This is a genomic window from Haemophilus parainfluenzae (assembly GCF_014931395.1).
Taxonomy (GTDB): domain Bacteria; phylum Pseudomonadota; class Gammaproteobacteria; order Enterobacterales; family Pasteurellaceae; genus Haemophilus_D.
This window is the reverse complement of the sequence record NZ_CP063120.1, coordinates 1,303,220-1,328,208: the sequence shown is the minus strand read 5'-3', so window position 1 is coordinate 1,328,208 and position 24,989 is coordinate 1,303,220. Positions and strand designations below refer to the sequence as shown.

Below are 24,989 nucleotides of genomic sequence, written 5' to 3'. Positions count from 1 at the left end.
CAACTTAACGAGTTAATTCATTTTTTTCGCTTTAGAACGGGAAATTCGGGTATCACCCACAATCCAGTCAAAGAATAAAATAATGGCCATCATCACGATGATTAAAATCGAACCGTATGCGATAGCAACACCATATTCACCATCTTCTACACGGTTTAAAATATAGGCTGTTGCCACTCGTGTATCAGCGGTGACTAAGAAGATAATCGCACTCACGGTAGTCATCGCACGAACGAAGCTGGTGACCAATGCTGAAAGTAACGCTGGTTTTAACAATGGTAAAACGATAAACCACAAGGTTTTCCATGAGCTACCTTTTAAAGAAAGAGACGCTTCATCGAGTGATTTATCTAATTGACCAAGACCTGCAATCGCTGCACGCATACCGATTGGTAAATCACGCATCACCATTGAAATGATCACGATAATGCTGGTACCTGTAATGTAAAGTGGCGCATTGTTAAAGGCTAAAATATAAGACACCCCTGCAACGGTTCCTGGTACGGCGAAGCAAAGCATGGTTAAGAACTCAAGAGATTTTTTACCTTGGAAATCTTTACGCACCACAATATACGCAATTAATAAACCGAAAAGTGCGGTCAATGGTGCGGCAATTCCTGCATAGATTAAGGTATTAATCAATGATGGCCATGCCCCATCACTTAAGCCTTGTCCGAATAACATCGCATAGTTTTTCAAGGTTAAGGTGTAATCCACACCCCAGTTTACGGTGAAACTACCATAGAAAATACTGCCGTATAACGCTAAGTTAAAGAGTACCCAGAAACCAAGCATACCGATGATGGTATATTTTAAGCCGGTTGGTAAATCTTGTACGTCACCGCGATAGGATTTACCTGAAACGGTTACATAAGAGCGGTTACCAATCCAAATATATTGGATGATAAATACAGCTAATGAGAAGATTAAAAGCATCGAACCTAAAGTACTTGCTGAAGCATAATCTAATTGTGAGCCTGCAATATAGAAGTAGATTTGTGTCGCGATGACGTCAAAACTACCACCCAATACTAATGGGTTACTAAAGTCCGCTAAGGATTGGATAAACACGATTAAGAATGAGTTTGCCAATGCCGGACGTAGTAATGGGAAAATGATATTGAAGAATGTTTGGTAACGATTTGCACGCAAGGTGTAAGACGCTTCTTCAATTGATGGATGAACCGATTTTAATGCCCCATCTAAAATCATGAATGAAATCGGTGCAAAAGCAAGAATCTGCGCAATGGCAATCCCGTTAAAACCGTATAACCAGTTATGGTTCTCAAATCCAAATGTTGAAGCTAAGAACTCCGTCACATAACCAGAACGGCCAAGCATTAATGTGACCCCTAAACCCACAACGAATGGTGGAGTTACGATTGGTAAAATAGAGAAAATTTTACCAATGAATGCCGTTCTACGAGCAATACGGGTGGTATAAAGTGCAAATGCCAAACCGAAAATCGTTGATACGATACCTACAAAGCCTGATAAGAATAGCGAGTTACTAATCACACGTACAATGTAGCTTTGAGTCAAAATTCGCATCACTTGTTGTGGTGCAAAAGTATCACCGTCATAGAACATGGACACAAAGATCGCCAATGTCGGGTAAACGATGAAGAAGAAAATTAATAAGATAATGCAAAGTAAAGAGGCGATAATAAATTTATCCCCTTGCATCACTTTCAATTTAGCGAAAGAAAACGTCGCCAATGCGGTTAAACTTGCGATTAATACAATCACTGAATAACCCATGCTGACTTTACAAATTGTCGCACTGACAAAGATAAATAATGTCGCGGCTGCAATAAGATACAGCTCAGCTTTCGCTTGTGTATCCTTCGGTAATTTAAGAAGTGGCATCAAACCGTATAAAATAACCGGTAAAAACCATAATGCCGTAATATCTAATGAAGACCACCCCATTGCACCTAGATATTCATCACTTGTACTTTCAAACAAGCCATAATCTAAAGCGTGGGAAGGTAGAAGAAAAAATGCAATCACTGCAAGAATTATCCAAAAGTTAGCGGATTGGATAATAGGAAGTTTATTTGCGTTCATACAACCTCGCATAAAAGAAAAAAGCGAAATAATATAATAGCTATTATTTCGCTATGTATACATCATTATTTTGCTAATTTTACATCATCGACCCATTTTGTGATCAAACGTTTACGTAAATCACTTGAGCCGTATTTGTCAAAATCATAATTAATTAAATTGATGGATTTAAAATCGAGCGCATAAGGCGATTGCTCAGCGGTGCTATTGGTTAAAATAGAATACGCTTCTCCTTTTTTCCAGGTTAGCTCTTGCGCTTCTTTTGATAACGCCCAATCCACAAATAATTTCGCATTTTCAAGGTTTCTTGCACCTTTAATAATGCTCACACCACCAATTTCATAGCCTGTACCTTCGCAAGGAACAACTAATTCAACTGGTGCGCCTTTTGCTTTCTCTAAAGAATATTCATGTAAAAAACCAATTCCGATTGCGGTTTCACCACGCGCTGTATTACGGGTTGCGGTGTTACCGGATTTGGTATATTGGGAAACGTTTTTATTGAGTTCTTTGAGATATTTGAATGCGTCATCCTCGCCCCAAAGTTGGATATAGGTGGCTAATTGTGTATAACCTGTTCCAGAACTTTGTGGATCGGCTGCTTGGATCTCATTACGATACGCAGGATCGGCTAAATCTTTCCAACATTTTGGTGTCGGCAAATTGAGCTTTTTCAAACGTTCTGGGTTAATCCCAAAACCTAATACACCGAGATAAATCGCTGAAGAATAGTTGCCTTTAATTTTAGCGGGGTCTCTAAACTGCTCAGGAATTTGTGCGAGATTTGGTGACTTATATGCTTCAAGTAAACCCATTTCACCTGCTTGAGAATGTGGATCAAGCGTACCGCCATACCATACATCCCCTTGAGGGTTAGCTTTCTCAGCATCAATTTTGGCTAAAATTGTACCTGTACCACCACGAATAAAACTGGTTTTGATACCGTATTTTTTCTCAAACGCCATGGTTTCTTGCTCGCACATCGTATTTTGTGCACTACAATAAACCACTAAACGGCCTTCTGCAGCAGATGCGTGAGCGCTTAGCAACACGCCACCAAATACAACACTAGAAAGTGCTAAAGCAACATTAGACATTTTCATTGGTTCACTCCTGTGTTTATAAAAGAAGATGAGCTGATACGCTCATCGTAGAAACCCACGTAAAAACTATTTAGTGGGGCTAAAATGGCAAAAGTGCGGTCAAAAATCTCATGTTTTTCAACCGCACTTTAAATACTATTTCGCTAATTTAACATCTTGAACCCATTTTTCAATTAAGGCTTTGCGTTGTTCGGTTGCACCGTATTTTTCAAAGTCATAATTGATCAGATTAAGTTTACTTGGATCAAACGCGGTTGGCGATTGTTCCGCTGTGGTGTTGGTTAAGATTTGTAAAGAATCACCTTGTTTCCATGCTAACTCTTGACCTTCTTTAGATAATGCCCAATCCACGAATAATTTTGCATTATCGATGTTACGCGCACCTTTTAAGATACTCACGCCACCTAATTCATAGCCAGTACCTTCGCAAGGCACCACTAATTCCAATGGTGCACCTTGACGTTTTTCAAGTGCATAATCGTGTAAGAAACCGATACCTACCGCCGTTTCACCACGTGCTGCATTACGAGATGGGGTAACACCTGATTTGGTGTATTGAGATACGTTTGGATGTAATGCTTTTAAGAAATCAAAGGCTTTTTCTTCACCCCAAAGTTGAACGAAAGTAGCCAATGCAGTGTATGCTGTACCCGCACTTTGTGGGTCAGCAATTTGCACTTCGCCTTTTAAGCGAGGATCGGTTAAATCTTTCCAGCATTTTGGTACTTCTTTAATACCTAATTTTGCTAAACGCTCGGTATTCACACCAAAACCTAAGATCCCCATGTAAATCGCAGAGACATAATGCCCTTTGGTTTTCGCTGGATCACGGAAACGTTCAACAATTTCATCAATGTGTTTAGATTTATAAGGTTCGATTAAACCCAATTCAGCTGCTTGTGCTTGAGGGTCAAATGTACCACCAAACCAAACGTCTGCTTGAGGGTTATTTTTTTCCGCTTCAACTTTTGCAAACGTACTGCCTGAACCGTTGCGAATAAATGAGGTTTTCACATCATATTTTTCGCCAAAGGCTTTCGTTGTCGTTTCACAAAGAATATTGGTCGCACTACAATACACCACTAAACGCCCTTGAGCATTAACGGCTGATGATGTCATGAAGCCTGCAGCTAAAAGTGCGGTTGAAATGGAGAGAGAAATTTTATTCATTTTCATCGTACACTCCTCATAAATAACACTGATGAAATAATAAAAACGAGCACATCGTAAGCGAAAACGAAAAGAAATTCCGTGAACTACTTCACAAATTTAAAAAATTTAAATAAAAAAGAAAGGTGAATTTAAACTGATTTTTCTTTATAATCCCACTAATTTTTACCTTCCGTTTTTTGAGGACGTTTTATGTCAAACTCATCTTGTATCATCATTGCTATCACGGGGGCATCCGCTTCAGGGAAAAGCTCCATTGCATCTACCGTTCACAAAGAACTTTGTAATGAATTAGGTTGCCAAGAAATTGGCATCATTGCAGAAGACAGCTACTACAAAGATCAAAGTCATTTGGAAATGAGTGAACGTGTGAAAATGAACTATGACCACCCGAATTCAATGGACAGAGATTTACTCATTCAACACTTAAAAGACTTAAAAAACGGAACTGCCGTGGATATTCCGGTCTATAGTTATGTTGAACACACCAGAACAGGTGAAACCAAACACTTCACGCCGAAAAAAATTGTGATTTTAGAAGGGATCTTATTGCTTACTGATGAGCGAGTTCGCCAATTAGCCGATATTTCTGTCTTCGTGGATACACCATTAGACATTTGTTTTATCCGTCGTTTACAACGTGATATGGAAGAACGTGGTCGTTCACTACAATCTGTGATTGATCAATATCGTGCAACTGTGCGCCCAATGTTCATGCAATTTATCGAACCATCAAAACAATATGCGGATATCGTGATTCCTCGTGGTGGTAAAAACCGTATTGCGATCAATATGTTAAAAGCTCAAATTCTTCATTTGTTAAACCAAAAATAGGAAAAATCATGCGTCTTTGCGATACCGATATCGAACGCTATCTAGATGATGGCATTATTTCTTTAACGCCTCGTCCTGAAAATGACAAAATCAATGGTGCGACCATTGATGTGCGTTTAGGCAATTCATTTCGCGTATTTCGTGAACATTCCGCGCCTTATATTGATTTAAGTGGACCGAAAGAAGAAGTCTCTGCTCAACTTGAATCCGTGATGAGTGACGAAATTATTATCGGTGATGATGAAGCCTTCTTCTTACATCCAGGTATGTTGGCGTTAGCAACTACATTGGAGTCAGTGAAACTCCCTGCCAATATTATCGGTTGGCTAGATGGTCGTTCTTCACTTGCTCGTTTAGGTTTAATGGTGCACGTGACCGCTCATCGTATTGATCCAGGTTGGGAAGGTAAAATTGTGTTAGAGTTTTATAACTCAGGCAAATTACCTTTGGCATTACGTCCAAATATGGTGATTGGTGCTTTAAGTTTTGAAGTGTTAAGTGGCCCTGCTGCACGTCCTTATACCAGCCGTAAAGATGCGAAATACAAACATCAACAAAATGCGGTAGCGAGCCGAATTAATGAGGATTAATCTATGAAAAAGATCGCAATTAGCCTGTTGATCGTGCTGTTTGCGATCTTTGCTTTTTTCTATATTCAACTTCAACAAGCTAAGAGTCTTTTGACCGAACAACTGACGAAACGAGATATTCAACTTGAAACGGTAAGTATTAGCCTCTTTCCACAGCCTGTTATTTCCTTAGAAAAGGTTAAATATCACGCGATTTATGCACAAAAAATTGAAGGAAAATTACCTTTTATTTCACTCGTTTTTGGGAATCCAACGATTGATGAAATTCAAATTCAGCAAGCTCGCTTTACTGAAAATGCATTGAACTCAGCCAATATCCGCATGGCATTTTCAGATTTTGCACTCAAACAATTTTTAAAAAAAGATCTTACTTTTAATGGTAGCAACCATATTTGGGTGAACCTTGAAAAACCTATTTATGGCAACACCGCAACCTTTGATTTTCTTTTTAACAAAGGAAATATCGCCCTTCGCCAGGAAGGTGAATCGCTTATTCAATTTGATGACGTTCAATTCAATCATCAAAAATTAGGCTATATTGAAATTCATGCTGATTTAACTAAGCCACAGAAACTTGCCATTGGTTACATTCGACCAACATGTACCACGAATTGTCTTGCCGTACTCAAATTTAGTAGCTATCTGCAAAAAAGTGCGGTCAATTTTTCTGGTAAAAATTTTCCGTTAACACAGTTGTTAGCGTTACTTAATTTTCCTCAAACCATGACGGGCACAAGTGATTTTAATATTCAATTAGCTTTTGCAAATTCAGAATTAGCCCAAGGGAAATTTGATTTTAACGCACGTGATGGTGAGCTTTTAGGACTTAACCTACTGGATATGGCAGCACAGTATTTACCGATTAATTACAACAGTGATTTAACCGCAAGTAGAAATATGAACACGCCTTATGAGCGTTTTGAATCAAGCCTTTCATTCGAAAATCATTTACTCAAAGTCGATAAAATAAGCTTAAAAACAACCGCACTTTTAGGTGAAGGTTCTGGAGCCATTGATTTAGATAATGTACAATGCGACGTCAATTTAACTTTAAGATCAACTGACGAAAAATACAAAAAACTGGCATTGCCTATTCGCTTTTTCGATAGCTGCTATGCACCACAATACAAGTTAAATATTGATAAAAATTTCCGTCATCAACTTAAGGAATCAATTAAAGAGAAATTAAAATAATGTCGTTTTACCAAAAAGCAGAAAAAACTCAATTTTGGCGCGTAGTTATCATGGCTTGCGCCGCTTTTATTTTTAATACCACGGAATTTGTGCCCGTTGCATTACTCACCGATATCGGACAAAGTTTTGATATGCAAAGCTCCGATGTGGGGTTAATGATGACCGTTTATGCTTGGACTGTCATGATTATGTCTTTACCCGCCATGCTCGCGACAGGTGATATGGAACGTAAAGGTTTGTTACTGAAACTTTTCGTGATTTTTATTATCGGCCATATTATCTCGGTCATCGCTTGGAATTACTGGATTCTTCTTATTGCCCGTATGTGTATTGCGGTAGCGCATTCACTCTTCTGGGCAATTACCGCATCATTAGTCATGCGTGTTGCGCCGAAGAATAAGAAAACACAAGCAATTGGTATGCTAGCTATCGGTACATCCCTTGCGACTATTTTGGGCTTGCCATTAGGACGTCTAGTCGGTCAATTAGTTGGCTGGCGTATTACTTTTGCAATCATTGCTGCATTAGCTGTAGTGGTGATGATATTGATTATGCGTTTATTGCCAAATCTACCAAGTAAAAATGCCGGCTCACTTTCTAGCCTACCGATTTTGGCAAAACGTCCATTACTCATTGGACTTTATGCCACAACGGTACTTATCGTTTCAGCACACTTTACCGCTTATACCTATATTGAACCCTTTATGGTTCAAATCGGCGAACTCGATCCAAATCTTGCGACAATAATTTTGTTGGTATTTGGGGTGTCTGGCATTACCGCAAGTGTGATCTTTAACCGCCTATACCGTTTTGGTCCAACCCAATTTATCAGTACGGCAATGATTTTATTGGCAGTCTCTTTAGCCTTTATGCTTGTTTCTGCAAGTTATACCGCCACCATGTTTACCCTTGCTTTTATTTGGGGTATTGGCATCTCTTGTATTGGACTGGCATTACAAATGCGCGTGTTGCAACTTGCGCCCGATGCAACAGACGTAGCGAGCGCCATTTATTCCGGTATTTTCAATGCCGGTATTGGTGCAGGCGCACTATTTGGTAACCAAATAACACGTCACATTGGTCTTGAATATATAGGCTTTAGTGGCGCAGCATTAGCGATGATTGCACTCGGCATCTTTGTCTTCTTTAATTTCCGCTATCGTACTCAAAATGCCTAAAAAAATGACCGCACTTACTCAAGTGCGGTCATTTTCTTTTCTCTTTTCTAATCGAGGTGGAAGCAAGCAATGAGCTTACCATCAGGGTATTTTTCCAATTTAAGCTGCTCATTTCGACATTTATCGGTCGCTTTCCAACAACGCGGATTAAATGCACAACCTTTTGGTGGATTAATCGGGCTTGGTAATTCGCCCTTTAATTTAATCCGTTGACGACGTAATTCAGGTGACAATCTTGGTGTTGCCGAAAGTAAAGCTTGTGTATAAGGATGCTGAGGATTATTAAAGATCTGCGCTTTTGTACCCATTTCAACACAGCGACCTAAATACATCACCATCACTTCATCAGCAATGTGTTCAACCACCGAAAGATCATGGGAAATAAAGACATAAGATAAACCTAGCTCAGCTTGCAAATCCATCATCAAATTCAGCACTTGCGCACGAACGGACACATCTAATGCAGAAACGGGTTCATCCGCCACAACCACGTCAGGTTCAAGCATTAAACCACGAGCAATCGCGATACGCTGACGTTGTCCACCTGAAAACATATGTGGATAGCGATTGTAAAACTCAGCGCGCAATCCTACTTTTGCCATCATGGACAATACTTTTTCTTTACGTTCTTTAGCCGATAGATTGGTATTAATGACTAAAGGCTCTTCCAAAATTGTGCCGATTTTCTTACGCGGATTCAGTGAGGCATAAGGGTTTTGAAACACGATTTGAATTTTCTGACGGCGCAATGCTTTCGTTTCGTGATCATTCTCTAAGAAATTTTGCCCATTGTAATATAACTCACCTTCTGTTGGTTCTTCTATCATCGTTAAAAGACGACCTAGTGTTGATTTACCACAACCAGACTCACCTACTACAGCAAGGGTTTTGCCACGTTCTAAGGAAAAAGACACGCCATCTAATGCTTTCACTTGCTGTATTTTTGCAAACATCCCTTTTTTCACAGGATAATATTTCTTCAACCCAATGGCATTGAGCAATGGTGCATTTTCTTGTGCGACATTAGACATTGCTTGGTTCTCCTTGGGCATTTAATGGGGTATGACATTTAACTTGTCGATTTCCTACTTGACGTAATTCAGGTTCCACAAGTCGGCAAAGATCAGTTGCATACGGACAACGTGGATTTAATAAACAGCCTTGTGGGCGGTCGTATTTACCTGGCACCACACCGGGTAAAGATTGCAAACGAGATTTACCTTCGGCAAATTCTGGTAAAGAACGCAATAACGCTTGAGTGTAAGGATGTTTGGGGTCACGGAAAATATCTTCTGCTCGTCCTTCTTCCACTACTTGTCCTGCATACATCACAATAATACGATGCGCCGCTTCTGCGACTAACGCAAGATCGTGCGTGATCAGAATCAACGACATACACTCTTTTTGCTGCAACTCAAGCAACAAATCTACAATTTGAGCTTGAATGGTCACATCCAGTGCGGTGGTTGGTTCATCTGCAATGAGCAATCTCGGTTTACATGCAATCGCCATAGCAATCATAACGCGTTGGCTCATCCCGCCAGAAAGCTGATGTGGATAGACATCAATACGTGATTCAGGATCAGGTATTCCGACTAAGCGTAATAGCTCTAAGGTGCGTTCACGACGTTCTTTTTTACTGCCGCCTTGATGCGCCTTAATCGCCTCCATAATTTGGAAACCCACCGTATAAGCAGGATTTAAGCTTGTCATCGGGTCTTGGAAGATCATAGCAATATCTGCGCCAATCAATTCTTGTTTTTCTTTTGGCGGCAAGCTTAAGAGATCTTTTCCTTCAAATGCTAAGCCCTGCGCTGAAACTCGACCAGGAAAATCAATTAAGCCCATTATCGCAAGGGAACTCACTGATTTCCCCGAACCAGATTCTCCAACAATGCCTAATACCTCGCCTTGATTAACTTGGTAGCTAATACGATCCACTGCTTTAAAAGGTGCTTTTTCATCACCAAAGTGAACAGAAAGCTCTTTTACATCTAATAATGCCATTCTGCCCCCTATTGTTTTAATTTTGGATCGAGTGTATCACGCAACCCGTCCCCCATTAAGTTAAATGCTAAAACAAGCGATAAAATCACTAAACCAGGAATGGTAACCAACCAGTTTGCCGCCTGCATAAAGCTACGTGATTCAGATAACATCGTCCCTAATTCCGGTGTTGGTGGTTTTGCCCCAATACCTAAGAAACCTAAAGTCGCTAACTCTAAAATGGCGTTAGAAATCCCCATTGTCATTTGTACGATGAGAGGCGCAAGGCAATTCGGTAAAATCACAATAAACATTAAACGTAATACGCTTGCTCCTGCCACTCGTGAAGAAGTGACATAATCTCTGTTTTTCTCGTTTAATACTGCTGCACGTGTTAAGCGTACATAACTTGGAATCGAAACCACGGCAATCGCCAACGTCGCATTCGTTAAAGAAGGCTCTAAAATTGATACCACCACAATGGTTAAAAGCAAGTTTGGGATAGCCAACATAATGTCAATAAAACGAACAATTAATGTATCCAATGCCCCACCATAATAGCCGGCGAGCAAGCCAAGGCTCGTTCCTAAAATGCAAGATAAAATAACAATAATGAAGCCCGCAAAAACAGAAATGCGCGTACCATAAATAATACGAGAAAGAATATCTCGACCAATGTCATCTGTACCCAGTAAATAAGCTGAATTGCCGCCTTCATACCAAGCTGGTGGTAACAATAAAGCTGAACGATTTTGTTCGATAGGATCAAAAGGTGCAATCCAAGGCGCAAAAACACTGATTAATGCGACGACAAGAATAAAAGTGAGCCCAATCACTGCCCCTTTATTTTGTTTGAAATAAAACCAAAACTCCTGCAACGGTGTGCGAGGCGTAATCGTTTCAATAGATAAAGTTTGTTCCGTCATTAATAAGGCTCCTTATTGATGGCGAATACGTGGGTTTACCACGCCATAAAGTAAATCGATCGTCAAATTCACCACTATAATAATTGTAGCGATAATCAACACGGCGCCTTGTAAGACAGGATAATCACGATTGGAAATCGCATCAATAATCCATTTACCAATACCCGGCCATGAGAAAATTGTTTCGGTTAAAACCGCACCGGATAATAGCTGTCCTACAATCAAGCCCACCACTGTCACAACAGGGATAAGCGCATTACGTAGCGCATGGACAATCACAATTCGGGTATAACTTAAGCCTTTCGCTTTTGCGGTACGAATATAATCTTCACCTAACACTTCCAACATCGAAGAACGTGTCATTCTGGTAATCACCGCAAGTGGAATGGTGCCTAACACAATAGACGGGAGAATCAATGACTTAATGGCATTCCCAAAGGCGCCTGGCACACCTGAAAGCCAAGTATCAATTAACATAAAACCGGTCGGCGTATCGATCCAGAAGCTATCTTCTAAACGCCCCCCTTGTGGTAAATCTAACCAAGGTGAAACATATAAGATCAAAATTAATCCCCACCAGAAAATTGGCATGGAATAACCCGTTAATGACATAGCTGTCACGGTATGAGAAATCCAGCTATCTTTCTTGACGGCCGCAATCGTTCCTAGCGTAATACCGGCAATTAATGACCAAAATAGTGCAAAGAAAGCTAATTCAAACGTGGCAGGGAAAAGCGTGAAAAACTCTCTCAGAACAGGTTGTTGAGTGCGGAATGATTCACCGAAATCACCTTGTATTACATTGCCAATATAATTAAAATATTGCTGATACAACGGTAAATCGAGACCAAGTTGCTTCATCATTTGTTGATGAACTTCTGGTGTTAAACCTCGCTCTCCCATCATAATCTCCACAGGATCGCCTGGAATAAAATGAATGAGCGAAAAAGTCACAAAAGTAATGGCGATAAAGGTAGGAATCACCATTAAAATACGTTTTAAAATAAATTTAAACATCTACTTCCCACATGATAAAAGTGCGGTCATTTCTTCGAATGCTTTCGCACTTGGCACCTTGAACATAAATATCAATATTCATGCCCGCTGCAATAAAATCCTCCCGATTCTACCGCACTTTTTCTAATTTTGCCAAATGCGCAATCAACCACTTAATACCTTGAGCTTGGAAAGCGATTTGTAAACGGGTGTTATTATCTGAGCCTTCAACGTTTATCACTGTGCCAAAACCAAACTTTTCATGTTTCACTTTTTGCCCCATTTTCCATTCATTCTCAGGCAAACTCGCGCTTAAACTTCCCACTTTCGCTTGGTTTAATGCTCGAGTGACTGTTCCACGCAAGCGGATTTCTTGAATGCATTCTGATGGCAATTCTGTAATAAAACGTGAAGGCAAATGACGTTCTTCTTTTGTATAAACACGACGACTTTCCGCATAACAAATCGTCAGTTTTTGCTTAGCACGTGTAATGCCCACATAAGCAAGACGGCGTTCTTCTTCTAAACGACCGGGTTCTTCAAATGAACGGAAACTTGGGAATACGCCCTCTTCTACCCCCACCATAAACACGCGTGGGAATTCCAAACCTTTTGCTGAGTGTAAGGTCATCATTTCTACACAAGATTGATGCGGTGAAGCCTGCTCTTCTCCCGCTTCTAAAGAGGCATGAGTTAAAAAGGCAGTAAGATCGGTCATATCCTCTGCTTCATCAGGCTTGATAAATTCTCGGGTTGCCGTCACCAATTCCTCTAAGTTTTCAATACGGACTTCACCTTTTTCGCCTTTTTCCTGTTTATACATGTCGTATAAGCCAGAATGTTTAATCACAAAATCAGTTTGTGCAAAAAGTGGCATTTCGGCTGTATCCACCTGTAAAGAATTAATCAACTCTTGGAAACGCAATAATGCGGTTGAAGCACGTCCCGTTAGCATATTTTCTTGTGTGACTACTTGTACGGCTTGCCATAAGGTAATTTGACGTTCACGAGTTAAATTTCGTAACACATCTAAAGTACGATCACCAATGCCACGTGTAGGCGTATTAATTACACGTTCAAATGCCGCATCATCTTGACGATTATTAATCAAACGCAAATATGCCAACGCATCTTTAATTTCTTGGCGTTCGAAGAATCGCATCCCGCCGTAAATCCGGTAAGGAATTTGGCAACGAATCAACGCTTCTTCAATAACACGAGATTGGCTATTACTACGATATAAAACGGCACAATCATCTAATTTTCCGCCGTCATCTACCCAGTTTTGGATCTGAGAAGCCACGAATTTAGCTTCATCTAACTCATTAAATGCGGCATAAATACCTACTGGCTCACCCATTTCACCGTCGGTCCATAAATTCTTACCGAGGCGATCACTATTATTCGAAATAAGTTGGTTGGCACTTTTCAGAATATTGCCGGTAGAACGATAGTTTTGTTCCAAACGGATAGTTTCAGCGTTGAAATCTTTTAAGAATTTTTGAATATTTTCGACTTGTGCACCACGCCATCCATAAATGGATTGGTCATCATCGCCCACAATCATCACTTTGCCCGTATTGCCGACAAGAATTTTGATCCAGGCATATTGAATTTTATTGGTATCTTGAAACTCGTCCACCAAAATATGCTGAAAACGTTGCTGATAGCGCTGCAAAATCACCGGCTTTTTAGCAAATAATTCATACGCACGAATTAACAATTCCGCAAAATCCACCAAGCCCGCACGATCACAAGTATCTTGATAAATTTGATAAATCTTAATCCACTCTTTTTCCTGACGATCACCGAAATCATCAATATCTTGCGGTCTTAAACCTTCATCTTTTTTATTATTGATATACCAGCACGCTTGTTTAGGTGGAAACGCTTTATCGTCATAATTGTGCAATTTCATCAATCGTTTTACTAAACGAAGTTGGTCTTCAGAATCCAAAATTTGGAAATCTTGTGGCAAGTTCACATCTAAATGGTGAGCACGTAATAATCGATGGGCAATGCTATGGAATGTGCCAATCCACATACCAAATAGATTCGATTGAGCATGTTTAGATAAGGTATCTTGAATACGATGACGCATTTCAGCAGCAGCTTTATTGGTGAAGGTTACCGCCATGATGCTGCCTTCAGAAATATTTTCTACAGCAATCAACCAAGCAATACGATGAGTCAATACGCGAGTTTTGCCACTTCCTGCACCGGCAAGCACAAGGTAATTGCCAAGCGGTGCTGCCACTGCTTCACGTTGTTTATCATTCAAGCCATCAAGTAATTCTGAAATATCCATTGCTCTTATTTTAATCTGGTTAAATTTACAGGGATTATAGTGGGAATTATATTTTTAAACAATCCTAATGTTTACAAATTTCCTCCGCCCGCTTAATATGAGCGACCCAAACAAGAACGATAACCAAGATAAAAAAAGAGAACCTATATGCCAATTAAAACAACATTAAAATTGACCGCACTTTCTGCCCTTGCGGCACTCGCCTTCACATCTCACGCACAGGCTGAAGGAAAACTCACTGTCTATTGCAGTGTACAAAACGTTGTATGCGAAAAAGTCACTCAAGCCTTTAGTAAAAAATACAATGTAGATGCACAATTTGTACGTAATAGTACAGGCGTCGTATTAGGCAAAATTAAAGCTGAAAAAGAAAACCCACAAGCTGATTTCTGGTTTGGTGGCACCATTGAACCTCATCTTCAAGCGGCTGAATTAGGCTTACTTGAATCCTATCGTTCCCCATTACAAAAAGACATCATGCCGCAGTTTAAATCTTTAATGGATCAACGCGGCAATTTCACCTCTGTGATTTACTTAATGGAACTTGGCATTGGGGTAAATACTAAAAAATTAAAAGAATTGAATATTCCTGCGCCAAAATGTTATGCAGATCTAATAAAACCAGAATATCAAGGGCAAATTCAATATCCCGATCCCCGTGTTTCCGGTACGGGTTATTCACTTATCAGCACTTTTTCCACATTATGGGGAGAAGAAAAAGCGTTTGATTATTTGAAAAAGTTAGAATCCAATCTCATGCAGCATACCAAAACAGGTCTTGCGAGCAATTATTTAGCAAATGGTACTGTAGCAATTGATTTAGGTTTTATGTTGGTTTACCCACGTGAGAAGAAAAACGGTGCACCGGTTGAAGGGATTTTACCGTGCGAGGGCGTAGGCTATTCTTTAGGCGGAGCTAGTATTATCAAAGGAGCAAGAAACCTCGATAATGCTAAGCTGTTTATGGATTTTGTACTAAGCAAAGAAGCACAAGAAATTCCGTGGCGAGAATCAGACTCTTATCAACTTCCAACCAATATTCATGCTGAACCGGCGCCAGGCTTCCTGCCGGCGAGCAAATTAAAACTCGTGGATATTGATTTTATGAAATTTGGTACAGATCAAGAAGGTAAACGCCTCACCCAACGCTGGGTTTCTGAAGTGCTCTTAGAGAGTAAATCGCCAAAAGAATAAAAGAAATAAACAAAAAGTGCGGTTAAAAATCATGGTGTTTTTGACCGCACTTGTTTTTAATAGATAAAACTAAGCTAAAACCAACCGCTCTTTACCCGCATAGATATTGGCTTTTCCTGGGCGAGCAAATCCGATAAGGGAAAGATTGTGTTGTTCAGCCATATTCACGGCGAGATCTGTCGCAGCAGAAATCGCAACAAGTAACTCGATACCACAAGCTACCGATTTTTGAACCATTTCATAACTGGCTCGGCTCGAAACCAACACAAATCCTTGTGGTTGATTTTGTTTTGCATGCCAGCCAATTAATTTATCTAGTGCAACATGTCGCCCAACATCTTCTCGAATCGCCAGTAAATTACCCGATAAATCAAAAAAGGCGGCTGCATGTGTCGCGCCCGTTTCTTTTCCGAGTGCTTGATTGGCTTGTAATTGTGCTAAACAACCATCTAATAAATTTAAATTAAATTGGAAAGTGCGGTCTAATTTTGGCAATTTTTTATAAACTTGTGAGATTTGTTCTGTGCCGCAAATGCCACATCCTGTTCTGCCTGTTAATGTTCGGCGATGATCTTTTAATGCCACAAATTGGCGGCTAGATAATTCAATTTGCACTTCGATTCCATTGCATACTTCCACCACATCAATGCCATAAATATCCGCTTTTTTCTCAATAATACCTTCTGCCAATGAAAAGCCTAAAGCAAAATCCTCTAAATCTTGTGGAGAACACATCATGACGGTATGCGCAATACCATTATAGACAAGAGAAACAGGGACTTCCGCAGCCAGACTATCTTGTTTTTCAATGAAAAGTGCGGTCGGATTTTCAGGTGTTTTTTTAAAAAAATTGATTGTTTTTTGGATTATCCAGTGCATTATTTTTTCCCAATAAAATGGTTGTAGCTAAAATGTTACTTTTTTTTAACAAAAAATGCTTGTTTTGTGATCTGGCTCAAGTTTTAAAACGATTATAACAAGTTTTGATTATAGATTTCAGGTTAAAAAATAGTTAAAATTATCCCTGTTTAAATTGGTCATTTTTATAGCCGATTTAATGGTTGATACGTTATTTTAACGAAATCAAATAAATTATCTATACGAATTTATACTATCGAAATATCTTAACGGTTCGCCGTTATGAAGGAGTGATTATGCAGGTCTCTAGACGTAAGTTCTTTAAGATCTGTGCAGGTGGTATGGCGGGGACGTCTGCGGCAATGTTGGGCTTTGCACCATCATCTGTTTTAGCAGCGCCACGTGAGTACAAATTATTACGGGCGTTTGAATCCCGTAACACCTGTACATATTGTGCCGTGAGCTGTGGTATGTTGTTATATAGCACAGGCAAACCTTACGATGCTTTAAGTAGCCATACAGGCACCAATACCCGTTCTAAATTATTCCACCTTGAAGGTGACCCTGATCATCCGGTAAGCCGCGGGGCATTATGTCCTAAAGGTGCGGGCGCATTAGACTATGTGAATAGTGAAAGCCGTGCTTTATACCCTGAATATCGTGCACCGGGTTCTGACAAATGGGTTCGTCTTTCTTGGGAAGAAGCGATCAAACGCGTTTCTCGTTTATTAAAAGATGACCGTGATGCTAACTTTGTTGAAAAAGACGCAAGTGGCAAAACAGTTAACCGTTGGACAACCACAGGTATTATGACCGCCTCCGCCATGAGCAACGAGGCCGCACTTCTTACTCATAAATGGGTGCGAATGTTGGGCATAGTGCCGATGTGTAACCAAGCGAATACTTGACACGGACCAACGGTAGCAAGTCTTGCTCCATCATTTGGTCGCGGTGCCATGACAAACAACTGGGTTGACATCAAAAACGCCAATCTTATTATTGTTCAAGGTGGTAACCCTGCTGAAGCTCACCCTGTTGGCTTCCGTTGGGCGATCGAAGCGAAGAAAAACGGTGCGAAAATCATCGTGGTTGACCCTCGCTTTAACCGTACAGCTTCTGTAGCTGACCTTCATGCACCAATTCGTTCCGGTTCTGATATCGCATTCTTAATGGGTGTGATCCGTTACTTATTGGAAACTAATCAAATTCAACACGAATACGTTAAACACTATACCAATGCTTCATTCTTAGTTGATGAAGGTTTCAAATTTGAAGATGGTTTATTCGTAGGTTTTGATGAAGAAAAACGCACTTACGATAAATCTAAATGGAATTACCAATTTGATGAAAATGGTAATGCTAAACGTGATATGACCTTACAAGATCCACGCTGTGTGATTAATATCTTGAAAGATCACGTTTCTCGCTATACCCCAGAAATGGTTGAACGTATTACCGGCGTTAAACAAAAACTCTTCTTACAAATCTGTGAAGAAATTGGTAAAACCTCTGCACCGAATAAAACCATGACGCACTTATATGCGTTAGGCTTTACTGAGCACACAATCGGTACACAAAACATTCGTTCAATGGCAATGATCCAATTACTCTTAGGTAATATGGGGATGCCAGGTGGCGGTATTAATGCATTACGTGGACACTCAAACGTACAAGGTACAACAGATATGGGCTTATTGCCGATGTCTTTACCGGGTTATATGCGTTTGCCGAATGATAAAGATACGTCCTACGAACAATACATTAATGCGATTACGCCAAAAGATATCGTACCAAACCAGGTGAACTACTATCGTAATACATCGAAATTCTTCGTGAGTATGATGAAAACGTTCTATGGTGATAAAGCAACCAAAGAAAATGGTTGGGGTTTCGATTTCTTACCAAAAGCAGACCGCTTATACGACCCTATCACTCATGTTAAGTTAATGAATGATGGCAAATTGAACGGTTGGATTTTACAAGGTTTCAACGTATTAAACTCATTACCGAATAAAAACAAAACTGTTGCGGGTATGAGTAAATTGAAGTTCTTAATCGTAATGGATCCGCTTCAAACTGAATCTTCTGAGTTCTGGAAAAACTTTGGTGAATCAAACAATGTAACTCCAGCAGATATTCAAACTGAAGTATTCCGTTTACCAACCACCTGTTTCGCAGAAGAAGATGGTTCGATTGCTAACTCTGGTCGTTGGGCTCAATGGCACTGGAAAGGCTGTGACCAACCAGGTGAAGCGTTACCAGATGTTGAAATTCTTTCTATGATTCGTGAAGAAATGCATCATCTTTATCAAAAAGAAGGTGGTCGTGGTATCGAATCTTTCGAGGCGATGACTTGGAACTATGCTCAGCCACATTCACCAAGTTCTGTAGAGTTAGCGAAAGAATTAAACGGCTACGCGCTTGCTGATCTTCTCGATGCTGATGGCAACGTCATGTATAAAAAAGGTCAGTTACTTAACGGATTCGCTCACTTACGTGATGATGGTACAACCTCTGCAGGTAACTGGATCTATGTGGGTCAATGGACTGAAAAAGGTAACCAAACCGCAAACCGTGACAACTCTGACCCATCAGGTTTAGGTTGTACATTAGGTTGGGGCTTCGCATGGCCAGCAAACCGTCGTATTCTTTATAGCCGTGCTTCACTTGATATTAATGGTAACCCTTGGGATAAACACCGTCAATTAATCAAATGGAACGGTAAAAACTGGAACTGGTTAGATGTCGCTGACTATGGCACACAACCACCAGGTTCTGACGCAGGTCCATTTATTATGTCTGCGGAAGGTGTTGGCCGTCTATTCGCGGTAGATAAAATTGCGAATGGTCCTATGCCGGAGCACTATGAACCAATTGAAAGTCCGATTGACACTAACCCACTACACCCAAGTGTCGTCTCTGATCCGACTGTTCGTATTTATAAAGAAGACCGTGAATTTATCGGTTCAAACAAAGACTTCCCTTATGTGGCAACGACTTATCGTTTGACCGAGCACTTCCACAGTTGGACTGCTCAATCTGCGTTAAATATTATCGCCCAACCACAACAATTCGTGGAAATTGGTGAGAAATTAGCAGCAGAAAAAGGCATCCAAAAAGGTGATATGGTGAAAATTACTTCTCGCCGTGGCTACATTAAAGCCGTTGCAGTGGTAACAAAACGTTTGAAAGATTTAGAAGTCGACGGACGTACCGTACATCACGTGGGTATTCCAATTCACTGGAATATGAAAGCCTTAAATGGTAAAGGTAATCGTGGTTTCTCCACCAACACCTTAACACCATCTTGGGGTGAAGCAGTCACTCAAACACCAGAATATAAAACATTCTTGGTAAACATTGAGAAAGCGGAGGCATAATATGGCAGGAAGTGGTCAAGGCGTTCAATCGCAAGACATTATCAAGGTCTCCGCTACGTCTGGTTTAACACCAGCACCTCAAGCGCGTGATCATAAAGTTGAAGTCGCAAAATTAATCGACGTATCCACCTGTATCGGTTGTAAAGCCTGTCAGGTGGGCTGTTCAGAGTGGAATGACATCCGTTCTGATGTTAATGCTCAATGTGTGGGGATCTACGATAACCCAGTAGATCTTAATGCGAAAGCATGGACGGTAATGCGCTTTAACGAAGTTGAAGAAAATGATCGTTTAGAATGGTTAATCCGTAAAGATGGTTGTATGCACTGTTCAGAACCAGGCTGTTTAAAAGCTTGTCCTGCACCTGGTGCAATCATCCAATATGCGAACGGTATCGTGGATTTCCAATCTGATAAATGTATCGGTTGTGGTTACTGTATCGCAGGTTGTCCGTTCAACATTCCACGTATGAACCCAGAAGACAACCGCGTGTACAAATGTACCCTTTGTGTGGATCGTGTTTCTGTGGGCCAAGAACCGGCTTGCGTGAAAACCTGTCCAACTGGTGCAATTCGTTTCGGTTCTAAAGAAGAAATGAAACTCTACGCAGAACAACGTGTTGCAGACTTAAAAGCGCGTGGTTACGAAAACGCGGGTATCTACGACCCTGAAGGCGTAGGTGGTACACACGTAATGTATGTATTACACCATGCGGATAAACCTGAGCTTTATTCTGGTCTTCCAAAAGATCCAAAAGTTGACCTCACCGTCACCCTTTGGAAAGATGTCTTGAAACCAGTAGCGGCTGTAGCAATGGGTGGTCTAGCACTTGCTGAAATCGCTCACTACTTAGCTGTGGGTCCAAACGTTGAAGAAGACGTAGAAGATCATCACCATGAATTTGAAGAAGAAGATAAAAAAGGGGGCAAAGATGAGTAAGATTGAGATTAGCAATGATACTCGAATCATTCGTCATAGAACGCCTGCTCGTTTTAGCCACTGGTTACTCGTAATCTGCTTCTTTATGACGATGTTCACTGGTGTGGCATTCTTCTTCCCAGATTTTGCGTGGTTAACTGAAATTTTAGGTACTCCGCAACTGGCTCGAGCAATTCACCCGTTCACCGGTATCATTATGTTCGTTGCCTTTATTTTCCTCGGCTATCTTTACTGGGATCACAACATTCCAGAGAAAAACGATATTCGTTGGTTAAAAGGTATCGTTGAAGTATTAAAAGGGAATGAGCACGCTGTTGCAGATAACGGCAAGTATAACCTTGGTCAAAAAATGTTATTCTGGACATTGAACTTGGCGATGGTCACTTTACTTGTAACCGGTATTATTATGTGGCGTCAGTATTTCTCGCACTACTTCTCTATTCCGGTATTACGTTTTGCGATTTTCCTTCACTCTTTAAGTGCATTCATGTTGTTCACTGGTATTTTGGTACACATGTATATGGCATTCTGGATTAAAGGTTCAATCCGCGGAATCGTTGAGGGTTGGGTAACCGTTCGCTGGGCGAAAAAACACCACCCTAAATGGTATCGTGATGAAGTACTTCCTAAGCTAGAAGAAGACCTTGAAAATGAAGCTGAAGGTAAAAAAGTAAAAACCAAAGCATTGTTCAAAGGTATCAATGGCTAAAATCAAAAAGTGCGGTTAAAATTGACCGCACTTTTTCTTATCAATACTTAAGAGACTATTATGAGTATCAAAATCTTATCTGCAGACGAAATCAAACAAAAAAAGAATTCATACGATATTCCACCTGTTTTGTTTGCGAACCCTAAAAATCTTTATCAACGTCGTGCAAAACGTTTAAGAGAATTAGCGAAAGATCATCCATTGGCTGATTATTTACTCTTTGCTGCAGATGTTGTGGAAAGCCAATTAAGCGTATTTGAAAAAAATCCATTAGAAAAACAGCAATTCGATAACTTAAGTGAGATCGAACCGTTAAATGCTAAAACATTTAAACGTTCTGGCATCTGGATTGAATACCTTAAAGAAATTTTACATAGCATTAAACCCAAAGCGAATGAACAGGTTGTTGCTACCATTGAAAATCTAGAAAAAGCTTCAGAGAAAGAGCTTGAGGAAATGGCTACCCATCTTTTAAGCCAAGAATATAACTTAGTAAGCACCGATAAAGCCGTCTTTATTTGGGCGGCACTTTCTCTTTATTGGTTACAACTGGCTCAACAAATTCCTCATAACAGCCGCCAAGAAGGTATCGATAATTTACATTACTGCCCTGTTTGTGGTTCTGCCCCTGTTGCGAGCGTGGTACATATCGGTACATCGCAAGGTTTACGTTATTTACACTGCAGTCTCTGTGAAAGCGAATGGAATTTAGTTCGAGCTCAATGCACTAACTGTAATGAACACAAAAATCTTGAAATGTGGTCATTAAACGAAGAACTTGCACTCATTCGTGCAGAAACCTGTGGTGACTGCCAAAGCTACTTAAAAATCATGTTCCAGGAAAAAGATCCAAATGTTGAAGCCGTAGCAGATGATTTGGCATCAATTTTCTTAGATATTGAAATGGAAGAAAAAGACTTCGCTCGTAGTGGATTAAATCCATTTATCTTCCCTGCAGAAGAAGTGTAATGTCTTATTTTTCAGATAAACAAAGTGCGGTCAAAATTGACCGCACTTTTTCATTCTAGAGATAACATGCCATCACAACGGCATTTTCTCGTCCACCATCCGGTTTCGGATAATAATTCTTACGAATATCAACCTCATTAAATCCCAACTTTTCATAAAGGAAACGAGCAGGATTCGATTCACGCACTTCAAGCCAAAGCGTTTGAATACCTTTCTCTTTAAGCTTATCCATTAAACCTTGCAATAAAAACGAACCATAGCCCTTTCCTTGTTGAACCGGATCTATCGCAATATTAAATAATGTCGCTTCATCTAATACCGTTTGGCAAATCGCAAAACCAAGCACTTGCTCCTTCTCCACTAATTTCAAATTGAGATAACGCTCGCCGACATTATTTTTCAATGTTCCTAATGACCAAGGAACAAGGTGTGCTGCTTGTTCAATTTCATATAAGCGATCCATATCGCATTCTTCAATAGGAAAAAGAGAAGGCATAATGATTAAATTTGTTGGATTTGTTGCCAAAGCTCACGCTTAGCTTGGCTATCTTGCTGGAATTGCTGCCAATCAACAGAACGATAAACACGCTCTGCATTTAAGCAATAAGGCAAAGTGCGGTCGATTTCATCAGCATTTTCAGCCAATAACCAATACCGCACAGAATGTTGTAATGTGATATGTTGAATTTGATCGAAATTCAGGCAAAGGCAATCTTCTTTTTTGAGCTCTAGCGCAAGTCGAATATCTGCAAAAAGCGGTGAACTTGAGAGATTATCATTAGTCACCACAATAAATTTCACTTGTTCTGAAACACTCACACCTACCGCCCCTTGCAATACTTCTGGGCGATAGAGCTGCCAACGGGTTATTCCCATTTCATTTAAAAGAAGATTGCGTCTATCCATAGATTAACGAGCGATAGTATCTAGCGGATAATCTCTTAAACCTTTAACAATTGCTTTTTCTTGCGCATCTGTTGGTTTTTCTTGATACGCTTTTAAGCTACGGAAAGAAAGAATGTTTTTCGCTTGATAAACCACGGCAACAAGACGTTGGAAATCGTTACCATCACAGGCATAATAAGCATCTGAAGCGTTACCAATCGTTTTTAAATCACACACTTTCTTAGTTTCATCAAGGTATTTAGTGGTCAGTGCTGGAACGTGAGAAACATCTTTTAAATAATAGGTTTCGCTCATAATGAATTTACGATTGCTACGATCTACGCTTGCTGCACCACTTAAGAAACGCGGATCTTCTGATTTATCAAAGGCTTTTGTTTGTTTATAGAATTTCTCGCCGTTGAATGTTACTTCTTGATTACCTTTTTTGATGCGCTCAAACTGCGCATCTAAGCTTTGCGCTTGTGCAGCAGGTAATTCAACTTTTGAGCTTGTTGTTGGTAAGGTTGAAGTTTTTTGTTTGCTACCTTGAAGTTGTTCGATTAATTGACAGCCAGACAATAAACTTGCCATTGCGACTGCGGTGATGATTTTTTTCATAAATAATTCCTTAATAAATACGTTTAAATCGTTTTCTTTTGCTAGAATAACACGTAATTTTAACCAATAAACCACAGGATTTAAAGCGTGATTTCTCTCGAAAGCGAAGTTTTACAACGCCATCTTCCCCTTTTTAACGGTAAATCAATTCTTCTTGCCGGCGGCATTAATGATGATTTTCCTCAGATATTGCAAAAACATTGTCAATCCGTACAAATTTGGAGCTGGTATTTTGATTATGCTAAAACCCAAAGTGCGGTCAATTTTGAGGTTGAATTTCAACCGCAAGCCGAGTTGATTATTTATTATTGGACAAAAAACAAACAAGAAGTGAATTTTCAGCTGATGCAACTACTCGCCAAAAGTAAAATTGGTCAAGAAGTGTTGATTATCGGTGAAAATCGTTGTGGCGTCCGTTCAGCTGAAAAACTGCTTGAACCTTATGGTGAAATTGGCAAAATCGACTCTGCACGTCGTTGCGGTTTATACCATTTTGCCTTACAAAAACAACCGCACTTTGATCTTCAATCTTATTGGAAATGCTACCAAAATGATGCATTAGGCGATCTCCGTATTTTCAGCTTGCCGGGTGTATTCAGTGCCAATGAACTTGATAATGGAACGTCACTTCTACTTTCAACTTTAACCTCACCTATTCAAGGCAAAGTATTGGACGTTGGCTGTGGTGCGGGTGTCATTGGTTCAATGATCAAAAAACATCATCCTAAAGCAGATGTCACGATGACCGATATTCATGCAATGGCAATTCAATCCGCTCGTCAAACACTGGCAGAAAACCAGCTTGAAGGTCAGGTTATCGCAAGTGATGTGTTTTCCCATATTGAGGGAAAATTTGATCTAATTATTTCAAACCCGCCTTTCCACGATGGAATCGATACCGCTTATCGTGCGGTGAAAGAACTTATTCAACAAGCAAAATGGCATTTGACGGCAGGTGGCGAACTTCGTATTGTTGCTAATGCATTTCTGCCCTATCCCGATTTATTAGCACAACATTTCGGACAGTTTAACGTACTTGCTCAAACCACCAAATTTAAAGTGTATTCCGTGAGAAATTAAGGAG

At 40.1% G+C, this 24,989-nt stretch carries 22 protein-coding genes; 10 read left to right on the top strand and 12 right to left on the bottom strand.

Annotation, left to right across the window (positions count from 1 at the left end):
- Nucleotides 1-12 precede the first annotated feature (12 nt).
- The 3 genes from INP94_RS06595 to INP94_RS06585 all read right to left on the bottom strand — a co-directional run bounded on the left by INP94_RS06595 (nucleotide 13) and on the right by INP94_RS06585 (nucleotide 4,349).
- The gene (locus INP94_RS06595; RefSeq protein WP_070868908.1) at nucleotides 13-2,070 is read right to left on the bottom strand and encodes an ABC transporter permease; all 2,058 of its coding nucleotides are present in this window, start codon (nucleotides 2,068-2,070) and stop codon (nucleotides 13-15) included.
- 65 nt (nucleotides 2,071-2,135) lie between these two features.
- The gene (locus tag INP94_RS06590; protein WP_197543071.1) at nucleotides 2,136-3,173 is read right to left on the bottom strand and encodes an ABC transporter substrate-binding protein; all 1,038 of its coding nucleotides are present in this window, start codon (nucleotides 3,171-3,173) and stop codon (nucleotides 2,136-2,138) included.
- A gap of 135 nt (nucleotides 3,174-3,308) precedes the next feature.
- Nucleotides 3,309-4,349, bottom strand: coding sequence for an ABC transporter substrate-binding protein (locus INP94_RS06585; RefSeq protein ID WP_014065145.1), 1,041 nt, complete (start codon nucleotides 4,347-4,349; stop codon nucleotides 3,309-3,311).
- 186 nt (nucleotides 4,350-4,535) lie between these two features.
- Here INP94_RS06585 and udk point away from each other — a divergent pair, with 186 nt between their 5' ends.
- Genes udk through INP94_RS06565 form a run of 4 tightly spaced genes read left to right on the top strand, consistent with a single transcriptional unit; the run spans nucleotide 4,536 to nucleotide 8,139 of the window.
- The gene (gene udk, locus INP94_RS06580) at nucleotides 4,536-5,177 is read left to right on the top strand and encodes a uridine kinase (RefSeq protein WP_197543070.1); all 642 of its coding nucleotides are present in this window, start codon (nucleotides 4,536-4,538) and stop codon (nucleotides 5,175-5,177) included.
- 8 nt (nucleotides 5,178-5,185) lie between these two features.
- On the top strand, nucleotides 5,186-5,767 hold the full coding sequence (gene dcd, locus INP94_RS06575) for a dCTP deaminase (protein ID WP_005696382.1): 582 nt from the start codon (nucleotides 5,186-5,188) through the stop codon (nucleotides 5,765-5,767).
- A 3-nt stretch (nucleotides 5,768-5,770) separates the two neighbouring features.
- On the top strand, nucleotides 5,771-6,961 hold the full coding sequence (locus INP94_RS06570) for an AsmA-like C-terminal region-containing protein (RefSeq protein ID WP_197543069.1): 1,191 nt from the start codon (nucleotides 5,771-5,773) through the stop codon (nucleotides 6,959-6,961).
- Nucleotides 6,961-8,139 (top strand): sugar transporter, encoded by a 1,179-nt coding sequence (locus INP94_RS06565; protein ID WP_197543068.1) that lies wholly within the window; start codon nucleotides 6,961-6,963, stop codon nucleotides 8,137-8,139. The genes INP94_RS06570 and INP94_RS06565 overlap by 1 nt, the downstream gene beginning before the upstream one ends.
- A gap of 47 nt (nucleotides 8,140-8,186) precedes the next feature.
- On the opposite strand, the gene INP94_RS06560 is transcribed toward INP94_RS06565, so the two are convergent.
- From INP94_RS06560 to uvrD, 5 genes are all read right to left on the bottom strand, one after another.
- Nucleotides 8,187-9,170, bottom strand: a complete 984-nt coding sequence (locus tag INP94_RS06560; protein ID WP_197543067.1) for a peptide ABC transporter ATP-binding protein — start codon at nucleotides 9,168-9,170, stop codon at nucleotides 8,187-8,189.
- Complete coding sequence (dppD, locus tag INP94_RS06555) at nucleotides 9,163-10,146, bottom strand: dipeptide ABC transporter ATP-binding protein (protein ID WP_197543066.1); 984 nt, start codon at nucleotides 10,144-10,146, stop codon at nucleotides 9,163-9,165. The genes INP94_RS06560 and dppD overlap by 8 nt, the downstream gene beginning before the upstream one ends.
- Before the next feature lie 8 nt (nucleotides 10,147-10,154).
- Nucleotides 10,155-11,051: an ABC transporter permease subunit gene (locus tag INP94_RS06550; RefSeq protein ID WP_197543065.1), complete on the bottom strand. Its 897-nt coding sequence runs from the start codon at nucleotides 11,049-11,051 to the stop codon at nucleotides 10,155-10,157.
- A gap of 12 nt (nucleotides 11,052-11,063) precedes the next feature.
- A complete protein-coding gene (locus INP94_RS06545) occupies nucleotides 11,064-12,068 on the bottom strand; it encodes an ABC transporter permease subunit (RefSeq protein WP_197543064.1) in 1,005 nt (334 codons plus the stop codon).
- A 109-nt stretch (nucleotides 12,069-12,177) separates the two neighbouring features.
- On the bottom strand, nucleotides 12,178-14,355 hold the full coding sequence (uvrD, locus tag INP94_RS06540) for a DNA helicase II (RefSeq protein WP_197543063.1): 2,178 nt from the start codon (nucleotides 14,353-14,355) through the stop codon (nucleotides 12,178-12,180).
- 147 nt (nucleotides 14,356-14,502) lie between these two features.
- Between uvrD and INP94_RS06535 the strand changes: the two genes are divergently transcribed.
- Nucleotides 14,503-15,549: an ABC transporter substrate-binding protein gene (locus tag INP94_RS06535; RefSeq protein WP_197543062.1), complete on the top strand. Its 1,047-nt coding sequence runs from the start codon at nucleotides 14,503-14,505 to the stop codon at nucleotides 15,547-15,549.
- A 69-nt stretch (nucleotides 15,550-15,618) separates the two neighbouring features.
- On the opposite strand, the gene fdhD is transcribed toward INP94_RS06535, so the two are convergent.
- On the bottom strand, nucleotides 15,619-16,428 hold the full coding sequence (gene fdhD / locus INP94_RS06530; protein ID WP_197543061.1) for a formate dehydrogenase accessory sulfurtransferase FdhD: 810 nt from the start codon (nucleotides 16,426-16,428) through the stop codon (nucleotides 15,619-15,621).
- A 275-nt stretch (nucleotides 16,429-16,703) separates the two neighbouring features.
- Between fdhD and fdnG the strand changes: the two genes are divergently transcribed.
- Genes fdnG through fdhE form a run of 4 tightly spaced genes read left to right on the top strand, consistent with a single transcriptional unit; the run spans nucleotide 16,704 to nucleotide 22,402 of the window.
- Nucleotides 16,704-19,787 carry a formate dehydrogenase-N subunit alpha gene (fdnG, locus tag INP94_RS06525; protein ID WP_197543060.1) on the top strand — a complete coding sequence of 1,028 codons (3,084 nt, stop codon included), beginning with the start codon at nucleotides 16,704-16,706 and terminating at the stop codon, nucleotides 19,785-19,787.
- A 1-nt stretch (nucleotide 19,788) separates the two neighbouring features.
- Nucleotides 19,789-20,724, top strand: coding sequence for a formate dehydrogenase subunit beta (fdxH, locus tag INP94_RS06520; RefSeq protein ID WP_005697790.1), 936 nt, complete (start codon nucleotides 19,789-19,791; stop codon nucleotides 20,722-20,724).
- A complete protein-coding gene (locus INP94_RS06515; protein ID WP_049365400.1) occupies nucleotides 20,717-21,433 on the top strand; it encodes a formate dehydrogenase subunit gamma in 717 nt (238 codons plus the stop codon). Before fdxH ends, INP94_RS06515 begins: the two co-directional genes overlap by 8 nt.
- Before the next feature lie 60 nt (nucleotides 21,434-21,493).
- Nucleotides 21,494-22,402, top strand: a complete 909-nt coding sequence (gene fdhE / locus INP94_RS06510) for a formate dehydrogenase accessory protein FdhE (RefSeq protein WP_197543059.1) — start codon at nucleotides 21,494-21,496, stop codon at nucleotides 22,400-22,402.
- 55 nt (nucleotides 22,403-22,457) lie between these two features.
- Here the strand turns inward: fdhE and rimI are convergent, their stop codons facing one another.
- Genes rimI through INP94_RS06495 form a run of 3 tightly spaced genes read right to left on the bottom strand, consistent with a single transcriptional unit; the run spans nucleotide 22,458 to nucleotide 23,905 of the window.
- The gene (gene rimI, locus INP94_RS06505; protein ID WP_197543058.1) at nucleotides 22,458-22,898 is read right to left on the bottom strand and encodes a ribosomal protein S18-alanine N-acetyltransferase; all 441 of its coding nucleotides are present in this window, start codon (nucleotides 22,896-22,898) and stop codon (nucleotides 22,458-22,460) included.
- Between the two features lie 5 nt (nucleotides 22,899-22,903).
- Nucleotides 22,904-23,308 (bottom strand): DNA polymerase III subunit psi, encoded by a 405-nt coding sequence (locus INP94_RS06500; protein WP_197543057.1) that lies wholly within the window; start codon nucleotides 23,306-23,308, stop codon nucleotides 22,904-22,906.
- A gap of 3 nt (nucleotides 23,309-23,311) precedes the next feature.
- Nucleotides 23,312-23,905 carry a hypothetical protein gene (locus INP94_RS06495; protein WP_197543056.1) on the bottom strand — a complete coding sequence of 198 codons (594 nt, stop codon included), beginning with the start codon at nucleotides 23,903-23,905 and terminating at the stop codon, nucleotides 23,312-23,314.
- An 87-nt stretch (nucleotides 23,906-23,992) separates the two neighbouring features.
- Between INP94_RS06495 and rsmC the strand changes: the two genes are divergently transcribed.
- Nucleotides 23,993-24,985: a 16S rRNA (guanine(1207)-N(2))-methyltransferase RsmC gene (gene rsmC, locus INP94_RS06490; RefSeq protein WP_197543055.1), complete on the top strand. Its 993-nt coding sequence runs from the start codon at nucleotides 23,993-23,995 to the stop codon at nucleotides 24,983-24,985.
- Nucleotides 24,986-24,989 lie beyond the last annotated feature (4 nt).